This is a genomic window from Rhizobacter sp. P2_H3, assembly GCF_056403355.1.
Genome location: NZ_JBFUFQ010000001.1, coordinates 32,694 through 51,359 on the forward strand (window position 1 = coordinate 32,694; position 18,666 = coordinate 51,359).

At 72.6% G+C, this 18,666-nt stretch carries 15 protein-coding genes; 5 read left to right on the plus strand and 10 right to left on the minus strand.

Annotated elements, in window-relative coordinates:
• Window position 1: 1 nt before the first annotated feature.
• The 3 genes from AC1D1T_RS00140 to AC1D1T_RS00150 all read right to left on the minus strand — a co-directional run bounded on the left by AC1D1T_RS00140 (window position 2) and on the right by AC1D1T_RS00150 (window position 2,545).
• Complete coding sequence (locus AC1D1T_RS00140) at window positions 2-940, minus strand: NAD(P)/FAD-dependent oxidoreductase (RefSeq protein WP_477827534.1); 939 nt, start codon at window positions 938-940, stop codon at window positions 2-4.
• Window positions 930-1,391: an Rrf2 family transcriptional regulator gene (locus AC1D1T_RS00145; protein WP_465112801.1), complete on the minus strand. Its 462-nt coding sequence runs from the start codon at window positions 1,389-1,391 to the stop codon at window positions 930-932. Before AC1D1T_RS00145 ends, AC1D1T_RS00140 begins: the two co-directional genes overlap by 11 nt.
• An 89-nt stretch (window positions 1,392-1,480) precedes the next feature.
• Window positions 1,481-2,545 (minus strand): zinc-binding metallopeptidase family protein, encoded by a 1,065-nt coding sequence (locus AC1D1T_RS00150; protein ID WP_477991175.1) that lies wholly within the window; start codon window positions 2,543-2,545, stop codon window positions 1,481-1,483.
• 230 nt (window positions 2,546-2,775) lie between these two features.
• On the opposite strand from AC1D1T_RS00150, the gene AC1D1T_RS00155 reads away from it, so the two are divergent.
• Window positions 2,776-3,447: a ribosome-inactivating family protein gene (locus AC1D1T_RS00155; protein WP_477991177.1), complete on the plus strand. Its 672-nt coding sequence runs from the start codon at window positions 2,776-2,778 to the stop codon at window positions 3,445-3,447.
• Window positions 3,448-3,456: 9 nt separating this feature from the next.
• Here AC1D1T_RS00155 and AC1D1T_RS00160 read toward each other — a convergent pair whose 3' ends face one another.
• Window positions 3,457-3,990, minus strand: coding sequence for a hypothetical protein (locus AC1D1T_RS00160; RefSeq protein WP_477827711.1), 534 nt, complete (start codon window positions 3,988-3,990; stop codon window positions 3,457-3,459).
• Window positions 3,991-4,143: 153 nt separating this feature from the next.
• Here AC1D1T_RS00160 and AC1D1T_RS00165 point away from each other — a divergent pair, with 153 nt between their 5' ends.
• Entirely contained in the window at window positions 4,144-4,584 is a 441-nt protein-coding gene (locus AC1D1T_RS00165) for a hypothetical protein (RefSeq protein WP_477839689.1), read from the plus strand.
• 8 nt (window positions 4,585-4,592) lie between these two features.
• On the opposite strand, the gene AC1D1T_RS00170 is transcribed toward AC1D1T_RS00165, so the two are convergent.
• The 3 genes from AC1D1T_RS00170 to AC1D1T_RS00180 form a co-directional block, all read right to left on the minus strand.
• On the minus strand, window positions 4,593-6,755 hold the full coding sequence (locus AC1D1T_RS00170; protein WP_477991179.1) for a xanthine dehydrogenase family protein molybdopterin-binding subunit: 2,163 nt from the start codon (window positions 6,753-6,755) through the stop codon (window positions 4,593-4,595).
• A gap of 1 nt (window position 6,756) precedes the next feature.
• On the minus strand, window positions 6,757-7,215 hold the full coding sequence (locus tag AC1D1T_RS00175) for a (2Fe-2S)-binding protein (protein WP_477828310.1): 459 nt from the start codon (window positions 7,213-7,215) through the stop codon (window positions 6,757-6,759).
• A gap of 126 nt (window positions 7,216-7,341) precedes the next feature.
• The gene (locus AC1D1T_RS00180; RefSeq protein WP_477828311.1) at window positions 7,342-9,012 is read right to left on the minus strand and encodes an ATP-binding cassette domain-containing protein; all 1,671 of its coding nucleotides are present in this window, start codon (window positions 9,010-9,012) and stop codon (window positions 7,342-7,344) included.
• Between the two features lie 291 nt (window positions 9,013-9,303).
• Between AC1D1T_RS00180 and AC1D1T_RS00185 the strand changes: the two genes are divergently transcribed.
• Window positions 9,304-11,124, plus strand: a complete 1,821-nt coding sequence (locus AC1D1T_RS00185; RefSeq protein ID WP_465112793.1) for an ATP-binding protein — start codon at window positions 9,304-9,306, stop codon at window positions 11,122-11,124.
• On the opposite strand, the gene AC1D1T_RS00190 is transcribed toward AC1D1T_RS00185, so the two are convergent.
• Genes AC1D1T_RS00190 through AC1D1T_RS00200 form a run of 3 tightly spaced genes read right to left on the minus strand, consistent with a single transcriptional unit; the run spans window position 11,075 to window position 16,766 of the window.
• On the minus strand, window positions 11,075-14,182 hold the full coding sequence (locus AC1D1T_RS00190) for an efflux RND transporter permease subunit (protein ID WP_477991181.1): 3,108 nt from the start codon (window positions 14,180-14,182) through the stop codon (window positions 11,075-11,077). The genes AC1D1T_RS00185 and AC1D1T_RS00190 overlap by 50 nt on opposite strands.
• On the minus strand, window positions 14,179-15,336 hold the full coding sequence (locus tag AC1D1T_RS00195) for an efflux RND transporter periplasmic adaptor subunit (protein ID WP_477825564.1): 1,158 nt from the start codon (window positions 15,334-15,336) through the stop codon (window positions 14,179-14,181). The genes AC1D1T_RS00190 and AC1D1T_RS00195 overlap by 4 nt, the downstream gene beginning before the upstream one ends.
• Window positions 15,333-16,766: an efflux transporter outer membrane subunit gene (locus tag AC1D1T_RS00200; RefSeq protein WP_477991183.1), complete on the minus strand. Its 1,434-nt coding sequence runs from the start codon at window positions 16,764-16,766 to the stop codon at window positions 15,333-15,335. Before AC1D1T_RS00200 ends, AC1D1T_RS00195 begins: the two co-directional genes overlap by 4 nt.
• Window positions 16,767-16,875: 109 nt before the next feature.
• On the opposite strand from AC1D1T_RS00200, the gene AC1D1T_RS00205 reads away from it, so the two are divergent.
• Together AC1D1T_RS00205 and AC1D1T_RS00210 are read left to right on the plus strand one after the other, a co-directional pair.
• The gene (locus AC1D1T_RS00205; protein ID WP_047506747.1) at window positions 16,876-17,568 is read left to right on the plus strand and encodes a response regulator; all 693 of its coding nucleotides are present in this window, start codon (window positions 16,876-16,878) and stop codon (window positions 17,566-17,568) included.
• Window positions 17,568-18,608 (plus strand): sensor histidine kinase, encoded by a 1,041-nt coding sequence (locus AC1D1T_RS00210; protein WP_477838372.1) that lies wholly within the window; start codon window positions 17,568-17,570, stop codon window positions 18,606-18,608. Before AC1D1T_RS00205 ends, AC1D1T_RS00210 begins: the two co-directional genes overlap by 1 nt.
• Window positions 18,609-18,666 lie beyond the last annotated feature (58 nt).

Here is an 18,666-nt window from a genome sequence, read left to right on the forward strand (position 1 = left end):
GTCAGGCGCCCAGCCCGGCGATCAGCGAGTGGTGCAGCGAGACGCCGGCCAGCACGCCATCGGCCGACGCGAAGGTGGCGTTGTGGCGCAGGTGGGCCGCATCGCCGGCCGCGTAGACGCCGGGCACGCTGGTCTGCTTCATGTCRTTGACGCGCAGCATCGGGCCGAACGGGCCGTCGGTGAGCTCGCAGCCCAGCGAGTCGACCAGCTCGTGGCCGATGCGCACGCGCGGCGCGACGAACAGCGCGTCCAGCGGCAGCGAGCGGCCGTCCGCGAGGCGCGCCGCGCTGAGCCGCGGCAGCGGCCCTTCGAGGGCCTGCACCACGGCGGGCTCGATCGCGACGCCGTGCGCACGCAGCCGCCCGGCCTCGTCGTCGTCGAGCTGCTGCCCGTTCAGCAGCAGCGTCGTCGGCCCCCACTCCTTGATCAGCAGCGCATGGTGCACCGAGGCCGGTCCGGCCGACAGCACGCCGAGGCGCCGCCCGGCCTCTTCGTAGCCGTGGCAGTACGGGCAGTGCAGCACGCTCACGCCCCAGCGCGGCGCGAGGCCGTCGATGTCGGGGAAGGTGTCCTGCACGCCGATCGCCAGCAGCAGCCGGCGCGCGGCGAGCGTGCGGCCGTCGTCGAGCGACACGCTGAACTGCCGGCCGCCATCGCCATCACCGTCCCGGCGTGCGCGCAGCGCGCGGCCGCTGACGAACTGCACCGTCGGGTAGGCCTGCACGCGTTCGCGTGCGGCAGCGATCAGCTGCAGCGGCGGCGTGCCGTCCTGCGCGAAGAAGCCGTGCGACCGGGCCGCGAAGCGATTGCGYGGTGCGCCGTCGTCGACCACCGCGACCGTGCGGCGGGCGCGCGCCAGCTGCAGCGCGGCCGACAGGCCGGCGAAGCTGCCGCCGATCACGACGGCGTCAAGGGATGCATCGAGGGTTTCAATGGGCATGGTGGAAGTCCTTCATCGTGTGGCCGGTGGCTTTCAGCCGGCGGTGGAAATCGTTCGACAGGTCGGCGAGCGTCACCTGGCCGAGCCGTGCCAGCAGCAGCGCCTCGGCTTCCTGGCAGGCGTGGTCGAGCGCGGCGTTGACCGCCTGCTCGACGAGGCAGCCGGGGCTTTCGGTGCGGTTGCCGAACGCGAGCAACCCAGGCGAGCCGAGCGCCGCATGGATGTCGCCGAGCGTCACCTCGTGCAGCGGGCACGACAGCACCCAGCCGCCGCCGTGCCCCTTGGCCGACGCGACGAAGCCGGCTTCACGCAGCCCCGTCATCAGCCGGCGCACGACCACGGGATTCGTCTGCATCGCGCCGGCGAGCGATTCGGAGGTGGCTGGCCCGTCCTGCTCGGCCATGTGCAACAGCACGTGCAGGACGCCGGAAAGCTTGCTGTCTCGTTTCATGCAACATTATGAGTTGCGTGATGTGCGGGGCGCCCGGACCCGGCTCCGAAAACCCCACGCTGCGGCAGGGCAATCCAGCGGGCAGCGTGTCAGCGCCGTGCGCCAGGCGCCCCGGCCGCCGTCACGACGCGGTGCACGAACGCCAGCTTGCGCACCACCGGCTCGGGCATCACGAAGGGGTAGGCGTCGTGCGAGCCGAGGCTGCGCGACATCGCGTTGATGAACTGCGAGATCGGCAGCCAGCGTTCGATCAGGGCCGGCTCGAGGGCGTCGTCGCGCGGCTCCAGGGCCGCCGCGCGCACCGGCTCGCCACCCGGCGATGCGAGCTGCAGGCCCCAGGCCGAGGCGGTTTCCAGGCCGTCCTGCACGTGCAGGTAGTGGGCCCAGCATTCGGCCCAGTCCTCCCACGGGTGCGCGCTCGCGTAGGCGCTGACGAACTGCTGCGGCCAGTCGGCGGGCGGCGCGCCGTAGTGGGCCTGCAGCGCCTGCGCGTAGTCGGCGCGCTCGTCGCCGAACAACGCGCGGAACTCGTCCAGCCACGGCGTGCCGTCGACCAGCAGGTCCCAGTAGTAGTGCCCGATCTCGTGCCGGAAGTGACCAAGCAGCGTGCGGTAGGGCTCGTGCATCTCGGTGCGCGTCTTCTCGCGCTGCGCATCGTCGGCTTCGCGCACGTTCAGCGTGATGGTGCCGTTGTCGTGGCCGGTCATCACGCGCTGGCCGGGCTGCATCTCCGCGAGGAACTCGAACCACACGCCTTGCTCGGGATCGACGGCCTTGCTGCGCACCGGCAGGCCGAGCGACAACAGGCTGTACACCAGCCGGCGCTTGGCCTGCTCGATGCGTTGCCACGACAGCAGGTTGTCCGGTTCGCTGAGCGCCGGCAGGATGTGCGTGGTCTGGCACGAGGTGCACAGCGTCGCGTCGCTTGCGGCCGGCACCATCCAGTTGCAGGCCTGCGCGCTGGTGTAGTTGTGGCAAGGGCGCTGGGCCGCGGCGCCTTCGCGCAAGCGGTTCCAGTGGCCGTCGGCCGCGATCTCGAACGCGCCCATCGCCAGCTCATCCGGCACGAAGCCGAGCACGGCGCCACAGCGCTCGCAGGCCACGTTCTCGAAGAACACGCGCAGTCCGCAGCGCTCGCACGACAAGGTCTTCATGCGGCGAGCATAGGAGTCCGCAGCAGCGCGCTGCTGCGCCGCAGCGCCCGTCGGCGTGTAGGACGAACGCGCATTCGCGGCCCTTCCCCCCAACGAGGGGAGTGGCGGTCCCCCTCACCCTGATGGGCGGGTTTGAGCAACTGTCATGCAAGCTCCACCACAATCGCCGTTCAGGTCCGTGGACACAGAACAGGACCGCAAGGTATCGCAAAAAAAAGGGGAACGGGATGATGTTCACGCTGCGCATGGCGCCCGACTGGGCGGAGCAGGTCCGCAAGATCCGCGAGGCGGTCACCGAAGACACGCACCTGATCCGGGCCGACAACGGCTTCTACCGCGTCTGCCGCGCGGGCGATGCGGGCTTCCAGGTTCGCGTGCAGCCGGGCAGCGGCGCCCGAGGCGTGGAACTGAGGCTGCGCGAGAGCGACCTCGACGTGACGCACATCGACGGCGGGCCGTTCGAGCCCGGCACCGCCCGTGTCGATCCGCGCCGGCTGCAGGCGCCCGCGTTCGACGAGGCGCTGCTTGCATTGCAACGCAGCGCCGGCCCGCAGCGCTTCGAAGCGCAATCGTTGCTGGTGCTGTGCGTGGCCGGATCGCTGCGCAGCGACGTGCTCGCGGCGAAAATCGGCCAGTGGCTGCGCGTCGTGACGACCGGCCTGCCCGGCGCGTCGGCGCAGTTGGCGGTGGGCGAACTGCTGCAGGAGGCGCGGGCCTGGGGCCCGGCCTGCGAATCGATCTTCAATGCGATCACCGGCACCGCGCGCGGCATCGCGCTGAAGCGCCGCGCGGAGCTGACGCCGCTGCAGCGGCATTTCAGCGAACGGGTCGACCTGGCGAAGGTCGAGCCGGGGCTGCAGGCCGCGGCGCGCAGCCTCCAGGTGCTGAAGCGGCCGAAGTGAGCTGAGCCCTCAGGGCACCGCGCGGCAGCCGGTCAGCAGTTCCAGCAGGCGTGACTGGATCGCCTGGCGCGACGACGACTTCGCGAACTCGCTGCGCGCCATCAGCTGCGCGCCGGCCGGCGTCTTGCGAAAGCGGTCGACCGCGGCAATCTCTTCTTCGGTGTACTCGGCGATCGGTGCCGTCAGCGTCTCGCCGGCATCGAGCCGGGCCTGCGTCACGCTGCGCTCGGCGTACTTCCGGCCGGCCGGCGTCGCGAGGAAGGCCTCGATCGCATCGATCTCGGCCGCGCTCCAGTTGTCCTTCACGGCGGTCTCGAAGACGGGGACCAGCGCGCCGGGTTGCAGCGACTGGACGCAGGTGGCGGCGTCGACGGTGATCTTGCCGCCTTGGCGGGCTTCGCGCATCGCGCTCTGCACGCCGAGCAGCGTGGAGCGGGCGAGCAGCGTCGCGCTGGCGGTGGGAGTGGCCGCCCTGCCGGGGATCGCCTGGGTGGCGAGCAGCGCAGCGAAGACGGTGGCAGTCAGGGGGGTGGTGATTCGCATCCGGCGATTTTCCCGCATCCGGCGCGGCCAACGGCAACGCAAGGTAAGCAAGCCGCGTAGGCGGATCCTGCGTTCCGTTCGGCCCGCCGTCCGACAGACTGCGGCCTCGAGGATGAACAGACTTCAGCGATCCACCGCTTGAAGGAGCCGTTCATGAAGACTTCCACCATGTTGCCCACCGTGTTGCGCTCGTTCGCGCTGGCGCCGCTGATCGTGCTGAGCGTCTCCGCCGCCATGGCCGCCGACAGGACGGCCCAGCAGACCGCCCGTGCCCGCTTCGAGCAGGACAGCGCCGTCTGCAACAGCGGCCGCTCGAACCAGGACCGTGCGACCTGCATGCAGGAAGCGCGCGCCGCACTGGCCGCGGCACAGGGCGGCCGCCTGCCGGAGCCGGACCCCAGCCTGGCCCGCAACGCGACCCGGCGTTGCGCCGCGTTGCCGATGGAGGACCGCGCGGATTGCGAAGCGCGCATGCGCGGCCAAGGGACGACCAGCGGCAGCGCCGCTGCGGGTGGCATCTACCGCGAGCTCGTCACGCGCACCGTCGGCCCGGTGGAGCCTGCCGCCTCGGCCGCCGAGCCCGCTCCCCGGTGACGGACGCGTCAGGCTGACGCCAGCGCCGCCGCGTCCACCGGCAGCTTGCGCAAGCGCCGGCCGGTGGCCGCGAAGATCGCGTTGGTGACGGCCGGCGCGAGGCCCGAGGTGCCGGGCTCGCCCATGCCGCCGGGTGCCTCGCCGCTCGCGACCAGGTGCACCTCGATCGCGGGCGCTTCGTTCATCCGCACCACCCGCACGTCGTGGAAGTTGGATTGCTCGATGCGCCCGTTCGCGAGCGTCGCCTGCCCCCACAGCGCGCCCGAGATCCCGAAGATCACGCCGCCCATCAGCTGGGCGCGCACGGTGTCCGGGTTGACGATCACGCCGGCATCGACCGCGCACACCACGCGCTGCACGGCGACGCTGCCGTCGGCCGCGACCGCCACCTCGGCGACCGTCGCCAGGAAAGTGCCGAACGCGAACTGCAGCGACACGCCGCGGCCGTGCCGTGCCGGCAGCGCCCGGCCCCAGCCGGCCTTCTGCGCCGCCAGCTCGAGCACCGCCTTCGCGCGCGGGTTGTGCTGCAGCAGGTCGAGCCGGTAGGCCACCGGGTCGGCCTTCGCGGCCGCGGCCAGCTCGTCGATGAAGCTCTCGACGACGAACACGTTGTGCGTCGGCGCCACGCCGCGCCAGAACGCGGTCGGGATCGGCGGCTCGTGGTTCACGTAGTCGACGTGGATGTTCGCGAGTGCATACGGCGGGTGCGCGGCGCCGTCGATGGTCTCGGGGTCGAAGCCGTTGTTGTAGAGCGGCGGCGCCCAGCGCTTCAGGATCGACGAGCCGGTCAGCCGGTGCGTCCACGCCACCGGCCGGCCCTGCGCATCCAACCCTGCGGCGACGCGGTCGAAGAAGTAGGGCCGGTACATGTCGTGCTGCGTGTCTTCCTCGCGCGTCCAGATCACCTTCACCGGGTGGTCGAGCGCCTTGGCGATCTGCACCGCGCGCGTGATGCTGTCCACCTCCAGCCGGCGCCCGAAGCCGCCGCCCAGCAGGTGGTTGTGCACCTTCACCTTGTCCAGCGGCAGTCCGGTCACCTGCGCGGCCGCGGCCTGCGCGCGCGACAGCACCTGCGTGCCGACCCACACGTCGCAGCCGTCGGGGCGCACGTGCACCGTGCAGTTCAGCGGCTCCATCGCGGCGTGCACGAGGAAGGGCACCTCGTACACCGCCTCCAGCCGCGTCGCGGCAGCGGCCAGCGCGGCCGCGGCATCGCCGTCGTGGCGCACGGTGGCGCCGGGTTGCAGCGAGGCCACGCGCATCGATTCGACGATGTCGGCGGTGGCGAGCGTCGCGTGCGGGCCGTCGTCCCATTCGATCGCGAGGGCGGCCAGCCCCTTCTTCGCGGCGCCCATGTGGTCGGCGACCACCGCGACGCAATCGTCCAGCGTCACGATGCGGCGCACGCCGCGCACCTTCAGCGCCGCGCGCTCGTCGACGCGGCGCAGCCGGCCGCCCGGCACCGGCGATTGCGCGAGCGTCGCGATCTTCATGCCGGGGACCTGGGCATCGATGCCGTAGCGCGCGCGGCCATTCACCTTGTCGGGCGTGTCCAGCCGATGGGCGGGCGTGCCGATCAGCCGGAATGCCGAGGCCGGCTTCAGCACCACCTCCTTCGGCTCGGGCAGCAGTGCCGCGCTCGCGGTCAGCGCGCCGTAGCCGAGGCGGCGGCCGCTCGCCGCATGCACCACCTGGCCGCGCTCGGCATGGCAGGCCGACGGCTCCACCGACCAGCGCTGCGCCGCCGCCTGCACGAGCAGCGTGCGCGCGACCGCGCCGGCCCGGCGCAGCGGCCCGAAGGCCGCGCGGATCGTCGTCGAGCCGCCGGTCACCTGGAAGCCGAGCAGCGGGTTGCCGTACAGCGTGTCGTCGGGCGGCGCGTGCGCCACGCGGATCGTCGCGAGCTCGACCTCGAGCTCCTCGGCGATCAGCATCGGCACGCTGGTGTAGGTGCCCTGGCCCATCTCGATGTAGCCCATCGTGACGGTGACCTGGCCGTCGGGCGCGATCCGCACGAAGGCGTTCGGCGCGAACGCTGCCGCGGCCTGGGCCGCGCGCGCCGGGCCGGCCGTGCCCAGGCTCACGCCGACCAGCAGCCCGCCGCCGGCGGCGGCGCCGATGCTGAGGAAGTCTCTGCGCGACAGCGTCGCGTCGTCGAGGTGCGTTGTCATGTCATGCGCCTTTCGACAAGGCGCGTGCCGCGGCATGGATGCCGTCGCGGATGCGCGGGTAGGTGCCGCAGCGGCACAGGTTGCCGCTCATCGCGGCGTCGATGTCGGCGTCGTTCGGCGCACGGTTCGCCGCCAGCAAGGCCGCGGCCGACATCAGCTGGCCCGACTGGCAGTAGCCGCACTGCACGACCTCGAGGTCCCGCCATGCCTGCTGCAGCGCGCGGCCGATGCGGGTGCCGGCCAGTGCCTCGATCGTCGTCACGTCGGCCCGGCCGACCGATTCGACGCTGGTGATGCACGAGCGCGTGGGCACACCGTCGACGTGCACCGTGCAGGCGCCGCACAGGCCTGCGCCGCAGCCGAACTTGGTGCCGGTCATGCCGAGCACGTCGCGCAACACCCACAGCACCGGCGTGTCGCCGTCGACATCGGCGCTGCGCCGGGTTCCATTCACTTTCACGTTGGCTCCTGCTTCGTGGCGACGGCCACATGCGGACGCCAGGATGGCCGCGCGCCGCGCCCGGCGTCGGTCGAATACCCCACGAATCCGGACGTCGAGGCGGCGCAGGCGCCATCTTCGCGGCCGTCACGACGGCCACTGCCAGCGGTGGCTCGGTCGCAGCGCCTCGATGAACTCCGCATCGTGGCTCGCCACCAGCAGCGCGCCCTCGAAGCCCTGCAGCGCGCGCTGCAGTTCCAGCGTGCTGTCGAGGTCGAGGTGGTTGGTCGGCTCGTCCAGCAACAGCAGGCAGGCCGGCTGGCCGCGCCACAGCGCGCAGGCGAGCGCGGCCTTCAGGCGCTCGCCCGCACTCAGCGCGCCCATCGGCAGCTCGACGTGCACCGCACCCAGGCGCAGCTGGGCCAGGCGCGTGCGCAACTCGGCGGGCGGCAGCGGGCTGTCGAGATCGCGCAGGTGTTCCAGCAGCGTGCGCTGCGCCGGCAGCGCGGCCGCGGCGTCCTGGTCGAGCACCGCGAACGGCACATGCAGCGTCGCGCTGCCCGCGGCCGGCGGCAGCAGGCCGGCGATCACCCGCAGCAGCGTGCTCTTGCCGCAGCCGTTCGGGCCGGTCAGCGCGATGCGCACCGGGCCGCTGAACGACGCGTCGCTCACCGGCGCTTCACCGTGCGGCAGCTGCAGGTCGTCGAGGCGCAGCACCAGCTTGCCGGGCACGACGCGGCTGGCCGGCAGCGCGACGAACACCGCCGGCTCCTGCGCGACGCGCCGGGCGGCATCGCGCACCGCAGCGTCGAGCGCGTGGCGGGTGCCGGCGTCGCGCTTCACGTCGCGCGCGTTCGTCGCCTCGGCCGTCTCGCGCATGCCGTTGATCGTGATCGCCGACAGGTTCGCGCTGCGGGCGTTGCGGCGCGCCTGCGACTGCTTGCGCTGCCGCGCAGCGTGCTCGCGGCGCAGCCGGGCCAGCGCGGTGTCGCGCTCGTTGCGCGCATGGGCGAGCGCCGCGCCGGCCGCCGCCGCCTGCGCATCGCGCTGCGCGACGTACAGGCCGTAGTCGCCGCCGTAGACCGACAGGCCGCGCGGCCCGAGCTCGACGATGCGGTCGACCGCACGCAGCAGTTGCCGGTCGTGGCTCACCAGCACCACTGGGCGCTGGCACTGGCGCAGCCAGCGCTGCAGCCACGCACGCGCCGGTGCATCGAGGTGGTTGCTCGGCTCGTCGAGCACCAGGCAGTCGGCCTCGGCCGCCATCGCGCCGGCCAGCGCGACGCGCATGCGCTCGCCGCCGCTCAGCACGGCCATCGGCGTGTCGGGCGAGACACCGGGCAGCCCGGCGTCGGCCAGCGCCTGCGCGGTGCGCGCCGGCAGGTCCCACTGGCCGTCCGCGAGCAGCAGGTCGTCGGCCGTCGCAAGGCCCGCCGCGAGGCGCTCGACCGCCGCGAGCGCCGCGGCCAGGCCCATCGCATCGGCCACGCGCCGCGGGTCGTGCGCGAGCAGCGGCGGGGACACGAGGTGCGCGCGGCCGGCGCGTTCGACGCGGCCGCCCGAAGGCGCGAGGCCGCCGGTCAGCAGCTGCACCAGCACGCTCTTGCCGGCACCGTTGCGCCCGACGATGCCGAGCCGCCCGGGCCCGATCGACAGCGACAGCGGGGTCGACCACAGCGCGCGGCCGTCGGGCGTGCGCCATTGCACGTCGCGCAGCTGGAACGCGAAGGAGGAAGCAGGAACGGAAGAAGCAGGAACGGAAGACGGGGCGGGCGGATGCGCCCCGGACGGACGCGGGCCCGTGGAGATCGATGACATGGCTGGCTTTCCAAGGAAGCTTCCGAAGAAGCAGGCACGCCACGCCGCCTCAAGGGGGCGTGGAACGGCGTTCGAAGGAAAGGCTCAGCGGCGCATCGGACGGGCAGGCAGGGCTGGAAAGACGGCGATCCTAGCGACGCTGTCGCGCACCGTCAACGCGCCGTCGTCAACTTGAAGGATGAACGGTCGGCGGCGCACCCTCCAAAGGCGGGATGCCGGGCCCTGTTGCGTTGTAGGACCGCGTACCATCCTCCGCACACCCAGCAAAGCGCATCACCGCAAAGGCGCGACGTGGAGACGACAGCCCCCGGTCCCGGCGACGAGCCCGGCCTCGCGTTCGAGGCCGGCGAACTGGCCGCGCGCAAGGCTGCGAACGCGCGCCGAGTCCACACCGTCCAGATCCCGGCGATCCGCGCCGTCGGCTTCGTGATCGTCTGCCTGATGGTCGTGCTGCAGGCGTGGCGCGAGGGCACGGTGCTCGCGCCGCTGCAGCTCGCGCTGATCGGCATCAACCTGCTGTACGCCGCGCTCGGCTGGATCGCGCTGCGCATCGGCTGGAAGCGCACCGGCCGGCTCGACCTGAGCCTGCTGCTGTTCCACGTCGACGTGCTGGTGTGGATCGCGAACCTGCACTACCTCGAGAAATCCAACCTCTTCTTCGCCTACCTGCTGCTGATGCGGGTGGCCGACCAGGTCGGCTTCGGCTTCCGGCGCGCATTCTGGTTCAACCACGTGGCGGTGGTCGCCTACCTGGTCTACGCACTGTGGCTGTGGACCTGGGAGCCGGCCGCGGTGCAGTGGCTCGAGCGGCTCGCGATCGCCGCGACGATGTACGTGCTCGGCGCCTACCTGTCGGTGACGGGCCTGGTGATCGAGCGGCTGCGCAACCGCATGAGCATCGCGGTGCGCTCGGCGCGCGAGATGGTCGACAGCCTCGAGCAGGCGAGCCGCGCCAAGTCGCAGTTCCTCGCGATGGTGAGCCACGAGATCCGCACGCCGATGAACGGCATCCTCGGCACCACCGAGCTGCTGCTGACGACCGGGCTGCAGCCCGACCAGCACCGCTACGCGAAGACCGCGCACCGCTCGGCGATGGCGCTGCTCGCGCTGATCGACGATGTGCTCGACCTGTCGCGCATCGAGGCCCGCAAGCTCACGCTGCACCCGGTCGCGGTCGACGTGGGCACGCTCGCGGCCGAGACCGTCGAGCTGATGAGCTTCGCCGGCCGCGACAAGCCGGTGACGCTGAGCTGCTCGCTGCCCACCGCGCTGCCGGCCGTCGTCGAGTGCGATCCGGTGCGGGTGCGGCAGGTGCTGGTCAACCTGCTGCACAACGCGATCAAGTTCACCGAGCGCGGCACGGTCGCGCTGGTCGTCACGCTGCTCGCCGACACGCCCGAGGCGGTGCGGCTGCGCTTTCGGGTCGAGGACACCGGCATCGGCATCGCGGCCGACAAGCTCGGGCTGATCTTCGATGCGTTCACGCAGGTCGACGGCAGCAGCACGCGCCGCCACGGCGGCACCGGGCTGGGCCTCGCGATCGTCAAGCAGCTGGTGGAGCTGATGGACGGGCGCCTGGGCGTCACCAGCGAGCCGGGCGTCGGCTCGGCCTTCTGGGTCGAGCTGGACATGAAGAAGTCGACCGCGACGCCGGCACCGGCCGCCACCACGCTGTCGGCGCTGCCTGCCGAAGCGGCCGAGCCGCGCGGCCCGCTGCGCGCGCACGTGCTGCTCGCCGAGGACGATCCGGTCAACCAGATGGTGCTGCACAGCATGCTGGTGAAGCTGGGCTGCGAGGTCGACATCGCGTCCGACGGCGCGGCCGCCTTCCGCGCCGCGCAGGAGTTCCGGCACGACCTGATCTTCATGGACCTGCACATGCCGGTGATGGACGGCCACGACGCGGCGCGCCAGATCCGCGCCTGGGAGCGCGAGCAGGGCGGCTACACGCCGATCGTCGCGCTGACCGCCGACGCGCTCGACGGCGACCGCGAGCGCTGCCTGCAGGCCGGCATGAACGATGTCGTCACGAAGCCGGTCAGCACCGCGATGCTGGCGTCGGTCATCGAGCGCTGGACGGGGCACCCGACGCAGCCCGCGTCGCCCTGGTGAACGGCAGCCGCTGGATCGCCAGCAGCAGGTCGTCGACATAGGTGAACACGACCGGGATCACGAGCAGGCTCAGCACCGTCGACGTGAGCAGCCCGCCGATCACGATCACGGCCATCGGCTGGCGGAAGCTCGCCTCGGCGCCCAGCCCGAGCGCGTTCGGCAGCATGCCCGCGCCCATCGCGATCGTCGTCATCAGGATCGGCCGCGCGCGCTTGTGGCAGGCATCGAGCAGGGCGTCGAGCCGCCCCATGCCGTGCGTGCGGCGCGCCATGATGGCGTACTCCACCAGCAGGATCGAGTTCTTCGTCACGATGCCCATCAGCATCAGCAGCCCGATCACCGACGGCATCGAGAAGCTCAGGTGCGTGACCAGCAGCGCGAACAAGGCCCCGCCGAGCGACAGCGGCAGCGCGCACAGGATGGTGGCCGGCTGCAGGAAGTCGTGGAACAGCAGCACCAGCACCGCGTAGATGCAGAACACGCCGATCGCCATCGCGAGGCCGAAGCTCTCGAACAGCTCGCCCATGCGCTGCAGCTCGCCCTGCTCGACCGGGTGCACGCCGGCCGGCAGGTGCTGCAGCGCCGGCAGCGCCAGCGCCTCGCGCTGCACCTCGCCGAGCGTGCGGCCGGCCAGCTCCACCGTCAGCGTCACGTTGCGTTCGCGGTCGAGCCGGTCGATCTGCGCCGGGCCGCTGCCGATCGCCAGCTCGCCGAGCGATGCGAGCGCGACGCTGCCGCCGCTGCCGGCCACGCGCAGCTGGCCGATCGCGGCCAGGCTGTCGCGCTGCGAGGCCTCGACGCGCACGCGGATCGGCACCTGGCGCTGCGGCAGGTTCAGCTTGGGCAGCGCCGTCGAGTAGTCGCCGTAGGTGCCGATGCGCAGGACATCCGCGGCGGCCCCGGCGGTCACGCCCAGCGCCGCGGCACGCGCTGCATCGGGCGTCAGCTGCACCTCGGGCCGTTGCAGCGCGGCGCTGGATGTCACGTTGCCGATGCCGTGCAGCGTGCGCAGCTGGCTCTCCAGCGCCGCGGCGGCCTGGTCGAGCGCCGCCGCATCGTTGCCGGCCAGCGTCAGCTGCAGGCTTTCGCCGTTGCCGCCGCCGCCCACCGCGCTGCGCACGCCCGGCAGGCCGCGCAACACGCCGCGCAGCTCGGCCTCGATCGCCGACTGCTTGCTCGCGCGCTCGCCGCGCGGTACCAGGTCGACCGTCAGCGTCGCGCTGTTGCTGCTGGTGCTCGCGCTCGACGAGGTGCCGGGGTGGTCCTCGCCGGCGGTGATGCCGACGGCGCTGAACACCTGCTTCACGCCGGGCACCGCGCGCATCCGGCGCGAGGCCTCGCTCGCCACCGCGTCCATCTCCGCCAGCGTGCTGCCGGGCGGCAGCGTCAGCGTGACGCGGGTCTGCGCGTTGTCCTGCGCGGGCAGGAATCCCGACGGCAGCAGCGGGATCAGCGCGAGCGACAGCGCGAAGAACGCGAGCGCCGCCAGCACGGTCGTCTTGCGCCGGCGCAATGCGCTGCGCGCCCAGCCGAGGTAGCGCGTCATCAGCGCGCTGTCGGCGGCCTCGTGCGGCGCCGGCGCGCCGCGCGCCTTCATCAGGTAGGCGGCCATCATCGGCGTCAGCAGGCGCGCCACCAGCAGCGAGCACAGCACCGCGACCGAGGCGGTGACGCCGAACTGCCGGAAGATCTTGCCGACGACGCCCGACATGAAGGCCGTCGGCAGGAACACCGCGACCAGCGTGAAGGTGGTCGCGACCACCGCGAGGCCGATCTCGTCGGCCGCCTCCATCGCCGCCTGGTACGGCGTCTTGCCGGMCGCCAGGTGGCGCGCGATGTTCTCGATCTCGACGATCGCGTCGTCGACCAGGATGCCGATCACGAGCGACAGCGACAGCAGCGTGATCGTGTTCAGCGAGAAGTCAGCCAGGACCATGAAACCGAAGGTCGGCAGGATCGACAGCGGCAGCGCCGCCGCCGAGATCAGCGTGGCCCGCGTGTCGCGCAGGAACCACCACACCACCAGCATCGCGAGCACCGCGCCTTCGAGCAGCAGGTGCATCGAGCCGCGGTAGTTGTCCTCGATCGGCGCGACGGTGTTGCTGGCCTCGGCCAGCGCGACCGACGGGTTGGCCTGCCCGAAGGCGGCGACCGCGCGGCGCACGGCGCCGGCGACCGTCACGTCGGAGTAGCCCTTCGAGCGCGACACCTGCAGCGCGACCACCGGCGCGCCGTCGCGCCGCGCGAGCGACGTGCGCTCGGCCGGCCCGTCGACGATGCGGGCGACCTGGTCGAGCCGCACGCTGCGGCCGTCGCCGAGGGCGATGCTCATCGCCGCGAGCTCCTGCGCCGAGCCGACCGCGGCCAGCGTGCGCGCCGACTGCCGCTGGCCGGCGATGTCGCCCTGGCCGCCGGAGCTGTCGGTCTGCGCCGCCTTCAGCTGCGACGAGACGGTGGCCGGGCTGATGCCCAGGCCGGCCATCAGCGCCGGGTCGAGCTCGATGCGCACCTCGCGGTCGATGCCGCCGATGCGCTGCACCGCGGCCACGCCCTTCACCGACAGCAGGGCCTTCGTCAGCTCGTTGTCGACGAACCAGGACAGGTCCTGTTCGTCCATCGACGCGGAGGCGGCGGTGAAGGTCAGCAGCGACGAACTCGCCGCGGTGCTCTTCGACACGGTGGGTGCCGACATGCTGGCCGGCAGGTCGGCGCGCGCGCTGTCGACCGCGTTGCGCACCTCGCTGAGCGCGACCTCGGCGTCCTTCTCGATCTCGAAGCTGACGGTGATCGCGACCGTGCCGTCGGTGATGGTGGTCGTGATGTGGTCGAGCCGCGTCAGCGACGCGAGCTTGTCCTCGATCTTGCGGGCGACCTCGGTCTCCAGCTGCGCGGGCGCGGCGCCCTCCAGCGAGGCCGACACCATGATGGTCGGCAGGTCCATGTCGGGAAAGTCCTGGATCTGCAGCTTGTGGAAGCCGATCAGCCCGAGCACGGTGAGCAGCACGAAGACGAGGACGGCCGGCACCGGGTTGCGGATCGACCAGGAGGAAATGTTCACGGGCGGGCGCCTTGCGGGTTCGGGTTGTCGTTCAGGGTCAGCTTGACGGCGGGGGCGGCCTGCGCGACCTGCACCGGCGTGCCTTCGGAGAGGAAGGCGCCGCCGCTCGCGACGACGCGGGCGTCGTCCTTCAGGCCGGTCAGCACCTCGACGCGGTCGCCGATGCGCCGGCCGATCGACACGGTGCGGCGCGTGACGGTGCCGTCGTCCTTCAGCAGGAACACGTCGTTGCGGCCGTCGCGCGGCACCAGCGCGGTCTGCGGCAGCGTCAGCGCCGGCGTCACCGGTCCGTCGATGCTGCCGTTGGCGAACAGGCCGGGCTGCACCGCGCTGTCGGCCGGCAGGCTGACGTAGACGAGCGCGCGGCCGGTGCTGGTGCTGAAGGTCGGCGCGACCAGGCGCACGCGGCCTTCGATCACCTGGCCGCTCGCGAGCGTCAGGTGCGCCACCTGCCCGGCCTGCACCTGGGCGAGCTGGCGGGCGGCCAGCTCGGCGCGCCATTCGACCTTGCCCTGGCGCACCAGCCGGAACAGCTCGGTGCCGGCCGGCACCACGTTGCCCAGCACCGCGCTGCGCGAGGACACGATGCCGTCATCGACCGCGAGGATGCGCGTCTGCGACAGCTGGATGCGGGTGGCGAGCAGGTCGGCCTCGGCCGACGCGAGCGCCGCCCGGTTGGTGGCCTCGGCGATGCGGTAGTCGTCGACCTGCTGGCCCGACAGCGCGCCGCTGCCGTCGACCGCGCCGGCGCGCTGCAGGTTCATCTGCGCCTGCGCGAGGCCGGCGCGGGCCTGCGCGACGGCGGCCTGCTGCTTCTGCAGCTGGGCCTGCAGCGCGTCGTCGGCCAGGCGCGCGAGCAGCTGGCCGCGGCGCACGCGGCTGCCCACGTCGGCGAGCAGCTCGGTGATGCGCAACGAGCCGGTCTCGGCACCGATCACGGCCTCCTGCCAGGCGCTCAGCGTGCCGCTGGCCTGCAGCGTCTGCGGCCAGGCGGTGCGGGTCGGCGTGGTCAGCGCGACGCTCAGCGCGGCGGCCGGCGTGGCGGCCTGTGCCGGGGCGGCCGAGGCGGTGCCGCCCCACACCTGCCAGGCGCCGCCGCCGATGGCGATCAGCAGGGCCGCGGCGATCGCGGTGGTCTTCAGGCTTGGTTTCATGGTCGGGCTCCGGGGGTTGAAGGGGCGGTGGCTTGCAGGGTGTCGACGGTCCAGCCGCCGCCCAGCGCCTTGTAGAGCGCGACCCAGTCGCGCACCTGGTCGCGTTGCAGCGTCAGCAGCGTCGTCTCGGCCGAGATCGCGGCGCGGCGCGCTTCCTCCAGCGTCATCAGGCTGCTGCGGCCGGCGCGCCAGTCGGCCTGCACCGAGGTGAAGTAGCGCCGGTAGCGCTCGGCCGCGGTGCGGGCATCGCGGCTGCGGCGGGCCGCGCCTTCGAGGTTGACGAGGGCGGTCTCGACCTCCTTCACCGCGCTGCGCACCGCGCTGCGGTAGCCGGCGAGCGCGGCGTCGTACGCGGCCTGCGCCGAGTCGACCGCCGAGCGCGCCTGCCCGCCGTCGAGCAGCGGGATCGACAGGCTGGGGCCGAACGACGCGCTGCGGGTCGATCCGGCGAGGCTGGAGGACGACACGCTGATCGTGCCGCCCAGCGTGAAGCTCGGGTAGCGGCCGGCCTCGGCCTGGCCGATCTCGGCGCTGGCGGCGGCGAGCGCTCGCTCGCTGGCGACCAGGTCGGGCCGCTGGCGCAGCAGGTCGGCCGGCACGCCGTCGACGCTGAAGGCATCGGGGATCGGCACGGCCGGCGGCGTCGCGTCGATCAGCGTGCGCAGCGCCGGTTCGTCGGCACCGGTCAGCGCGACGAGCGACTTGACCAGGCCTTCGCACTCGGTCTGCTGCGCGATCAGCGTGGCGTTGGCGCTGGCGGCGCTGGCCTCGGCCAGGTCGCCGTCGGAGGCGGCGCTGAAGCCGGCGCGCACCTTGACCTGCGTGAGGCGCACGGTCTCCAGCTGCGAGCGGACCTCGCTCTCGTCCTGCCGGGCCAGCAGCCGGCAGGCGCGGTACTGCACGTACGTGTCGGCCACTTCGGCGGCGAGCGAGACGCGGGCCTCGTGCCAGTCGGCGCCGCGCGCATCGACGCGGGCCTGCGCGGCTTCGCGGCCGCGCCGCAGCTTGCCGAACAGGTCGATCTCCCACGAGGCGTCGAGGCCGCCGCTGCGTGTCGTCGTGTCGCTCGTGACACCGTCGGTGCGCTGGTGTGACCGGCTCGCCGAAGCGCTGCCCGTGAGCGACGGCGCTGCCGACGCACGGGCGCTGCCGAGCGCGGCCCGCGCGGCGGCGATGTTGGCCGCGGCGGTCGCGAGCGACGGGCTGTCGGCCTCGGCCATCTGCACCAGGCGCGCGACCGTCGGGTCGTCGAAGGCCGACCACCAGCTGGCGAGCTGCACGCTGCTGCCGTGGTGCGGCAGCGCGGCCTGCCACGTGCTGCCGGTGGCGACCGCGGGGGCCTGGTAGTCGGGGCCGACGACTGCGCAGCCGCTCAGCAGCAGCGCCAGCGAGACGCCGAGCGCAACGGGTTTGACGAGGAATCTGGACATGCCTTCATCGTAGGAAAGCGCTCTGTCGGGCGGTGTTCGGCTGCGTCAAGTTGGGTAAAAGCGGGCGGGCGAAGGGTGTCGGCGGCTGTCGCCGCGCCATACTTCGCCGATGATTTCCGTGCTGCTGGTCGATGACGATGCCGAACTCACGTCGATGCTGGGCCAGTACCTGCAGCGCGAGGGTTTCGATGCGCACGCGGTGCACGACGGCGAGGCGGGGGTGGCCGAAGCGCTGTCGGGGCGCTACGCGATCGCGGTGTTCGACGTGATGATGCCGAAGCTGAGCGGCATGGAAGCGCTGCGCCGCATCCGTGCGACGAGCCGGCTGCCGGTGCTGATGCTCACCGCGCGCGGCGACAACATCGACCGCATCGTCGGCCTCGACATGGGCGCCGACGACTACATGCCCAAGCCGTGCATGCCGGGCGAGCTGGTGGCGCGGCTGCGCGCGATCCTGCGGCGCGTCACGCCCGCCGGCGACGAGGGCGCGTCACCGTCGCGGCGCCTGCAGGCCGGTGCGCTGGAGCTGATGCCCGGCAGCCGCAGCGCGCTGTGGCGCGGCGTGCCGCTGGAGCTCACCGGCACCGAGTTCAGCCTGCTGGAGGTGCTGGCGCGGCAGGCGGGGCAGCTCGTCAGCAAGCAGGACATCTCGAAGCGCGCGTTCGGCCGGCCGCTCGAGCGCTTCGACCGGCGCATCGACGTGCACATCAGCAGCATCCGGCAGAAGCTCGGCACGCGCGCGGACGGGCAATCGTGGATCCAGGGCGTGCGCGGCATGGGCTACCAGCTGCTGGTGGACTGATGGCGACCTTCTGGAAGCTGTTCGTCAGCCTGTGGGCGATCTGCATGATGGCCTTCGGGGCCTCGGTGGCGGTGCTGCATTTCACCGGGCACCGGCCACCACCGGACGACGGACTGTTCCCGCTGCTGCCGATCGCGCTGGGGGCGCTGATCAGCCTGATCTTCAGTGCCGGGGTCGCCAGCGTGCTGTCGCGTTCGCTGGGCCATCTGCGCTGGGGCCTGCAGCGCGCGGCGCAGGAGCGCTTCGAGACGCGGGTGCGCCCGCTGATGGACCCGCGCAGCAACGAGTTCGTCGCGGTCGCGCAGGAGTTCGACCGCATGGCCGAGCGGCTGCAGCTGATGCAGGCGACGCGGCGCACGCTGCTGCACGACCTGTCGCACGAGCTGCGCTCGCCGCTGGCGCGCATGCAGGCGGCGATCGGCCTGAGCCGGCAGGATGCCGAGGGCGCGCGGCTGCTGCACGAGCGCATCGAGCGCGAGGTGCAGCGGCTGGACCTGCTGGTCGAGGAGCTGCTGACGCTGCACCGGCTCGAATCGGCCGACGATCCGGCCGGCGAGCGGCTGGCCACCGCGCGGGTCGATCTCGTCGAGCTGCTGGTGGCGATCACCGACGACGCGGGCTTCGAGGCGCGGGCCGCGGAAGGCCGCAGCGTCGAGCTGCGCAGCGGCGGCGGTGCCTTCGTCGCGAACGTCAATGGCGACCTGGTCTACCGCGCGTTCGAGAACGTGATCCGCAACGCGGTCAAGTACACGGCGCCGGGCACGCGGGTGGAGGTGGAGGTGCGGCTGCCCGCGCATGGCAAGACGCTCGAGGTGCTGGTGTCCGACCGCGGGCCCGGCGTGCCGGAAGACAAGCTGCAGGCGATGTTCGAGCCCTTCGTGCGCCTCGAAGGCAGCGAGTCGGTGCGTGGCACCGGGCTCGGGCTGGCGCTCGCGCGCCGCGCGATCGTCTCGCACGGCGGACGGATCGACGCGAGGCGGCGTGACGGCGGCGGGCTGACCGTGTGCATCCAGCTGCCGGCGGACGGGCCGCAGGCCTGAATCGGGACCGGGCCCGGTTCACTGAAACCTGCGCACTGAAACCCGCTGTTACCCGGCG

Coding starts and splice junctions, on each gene's coding strand:
- AC1D1T_RS00150 (WP_477991175.1), bottom strand. CDS start 2,545: ATGAAGACCTTGTCGTGCGAGCGCTGCGGACTGCGCGTGTTCTTCGAG.
- AC1D1T_RS00145 (WP_465112801.1), bottom strand. CDS start 1,391: ATGAAACGAGACAGCAAGCTTTCCGGCGTCCTGCACGTGCTGTTGCAC.
- AC1D1T_RS00170 (WP_477991179.1), bottom strand. CDS start 6,755: ATGACAACGCACCTCGACGACGCGACGCTGTCGCGCAGAGACTTCCTC.
- AC1D1T_RS00165 (WP_477839689.1), top strand. CDS start 4,144: ATGAAGACTTCCACCATGTTGCCCACCGTGTTGCGCTCGTTCGCGCTG.
- AC1D1T_RS00210 (WP_477838372.1), top strand. CDS start 17,568: ATGGCGACCTTCTGGAAGCTGTTCGTCAGCCTGTGGGCGATCTGCATG.
- AC1D1T_RS00195 (WP_477825564.1), bottom strand. CDS start 15,336: ATGAAACCAAGCCTGAAGACCACCGCGATCGCCGCGGCCCTGCTGATC.
- AC1D1T_RS00205 (WP_047506747.1), top strand. CDS start 16,876: ATGATTTCCGTGCTGCTGGTCGATGACGATGCCGAACTCACGTCGATG.
- AC1D1T_RS00160 (WP_477827711.1), bottom strand. CDS start 3,990: ATGCGAATCACCACCCCCCTGACTGCCACCGTCTTCGCTGCGCTGCTC.
- AC1D1T_RS00155 (WP_477991177.1), top strand. CDS start 2,776: ATGTTCACGCTGCGCATGGCGCCCGACTGGGCGGAGCAGGTCCGCAAG.
- AC1D1T_RS00180 (WP_477828311.1), bottom strand. CDS start 9,012: ATGTCATCGATCTCCACGGGCCCGCGTCCGTCCGGGGCGCATCCGCCC.
- AC1D1T_RS00200 (WP_477991183.1), bottom strand. CDS start 16,766: ATGTCCAGATTCCTCGTCAAACCCGTTGCGCTCGGCGTCTCGCTGGCG.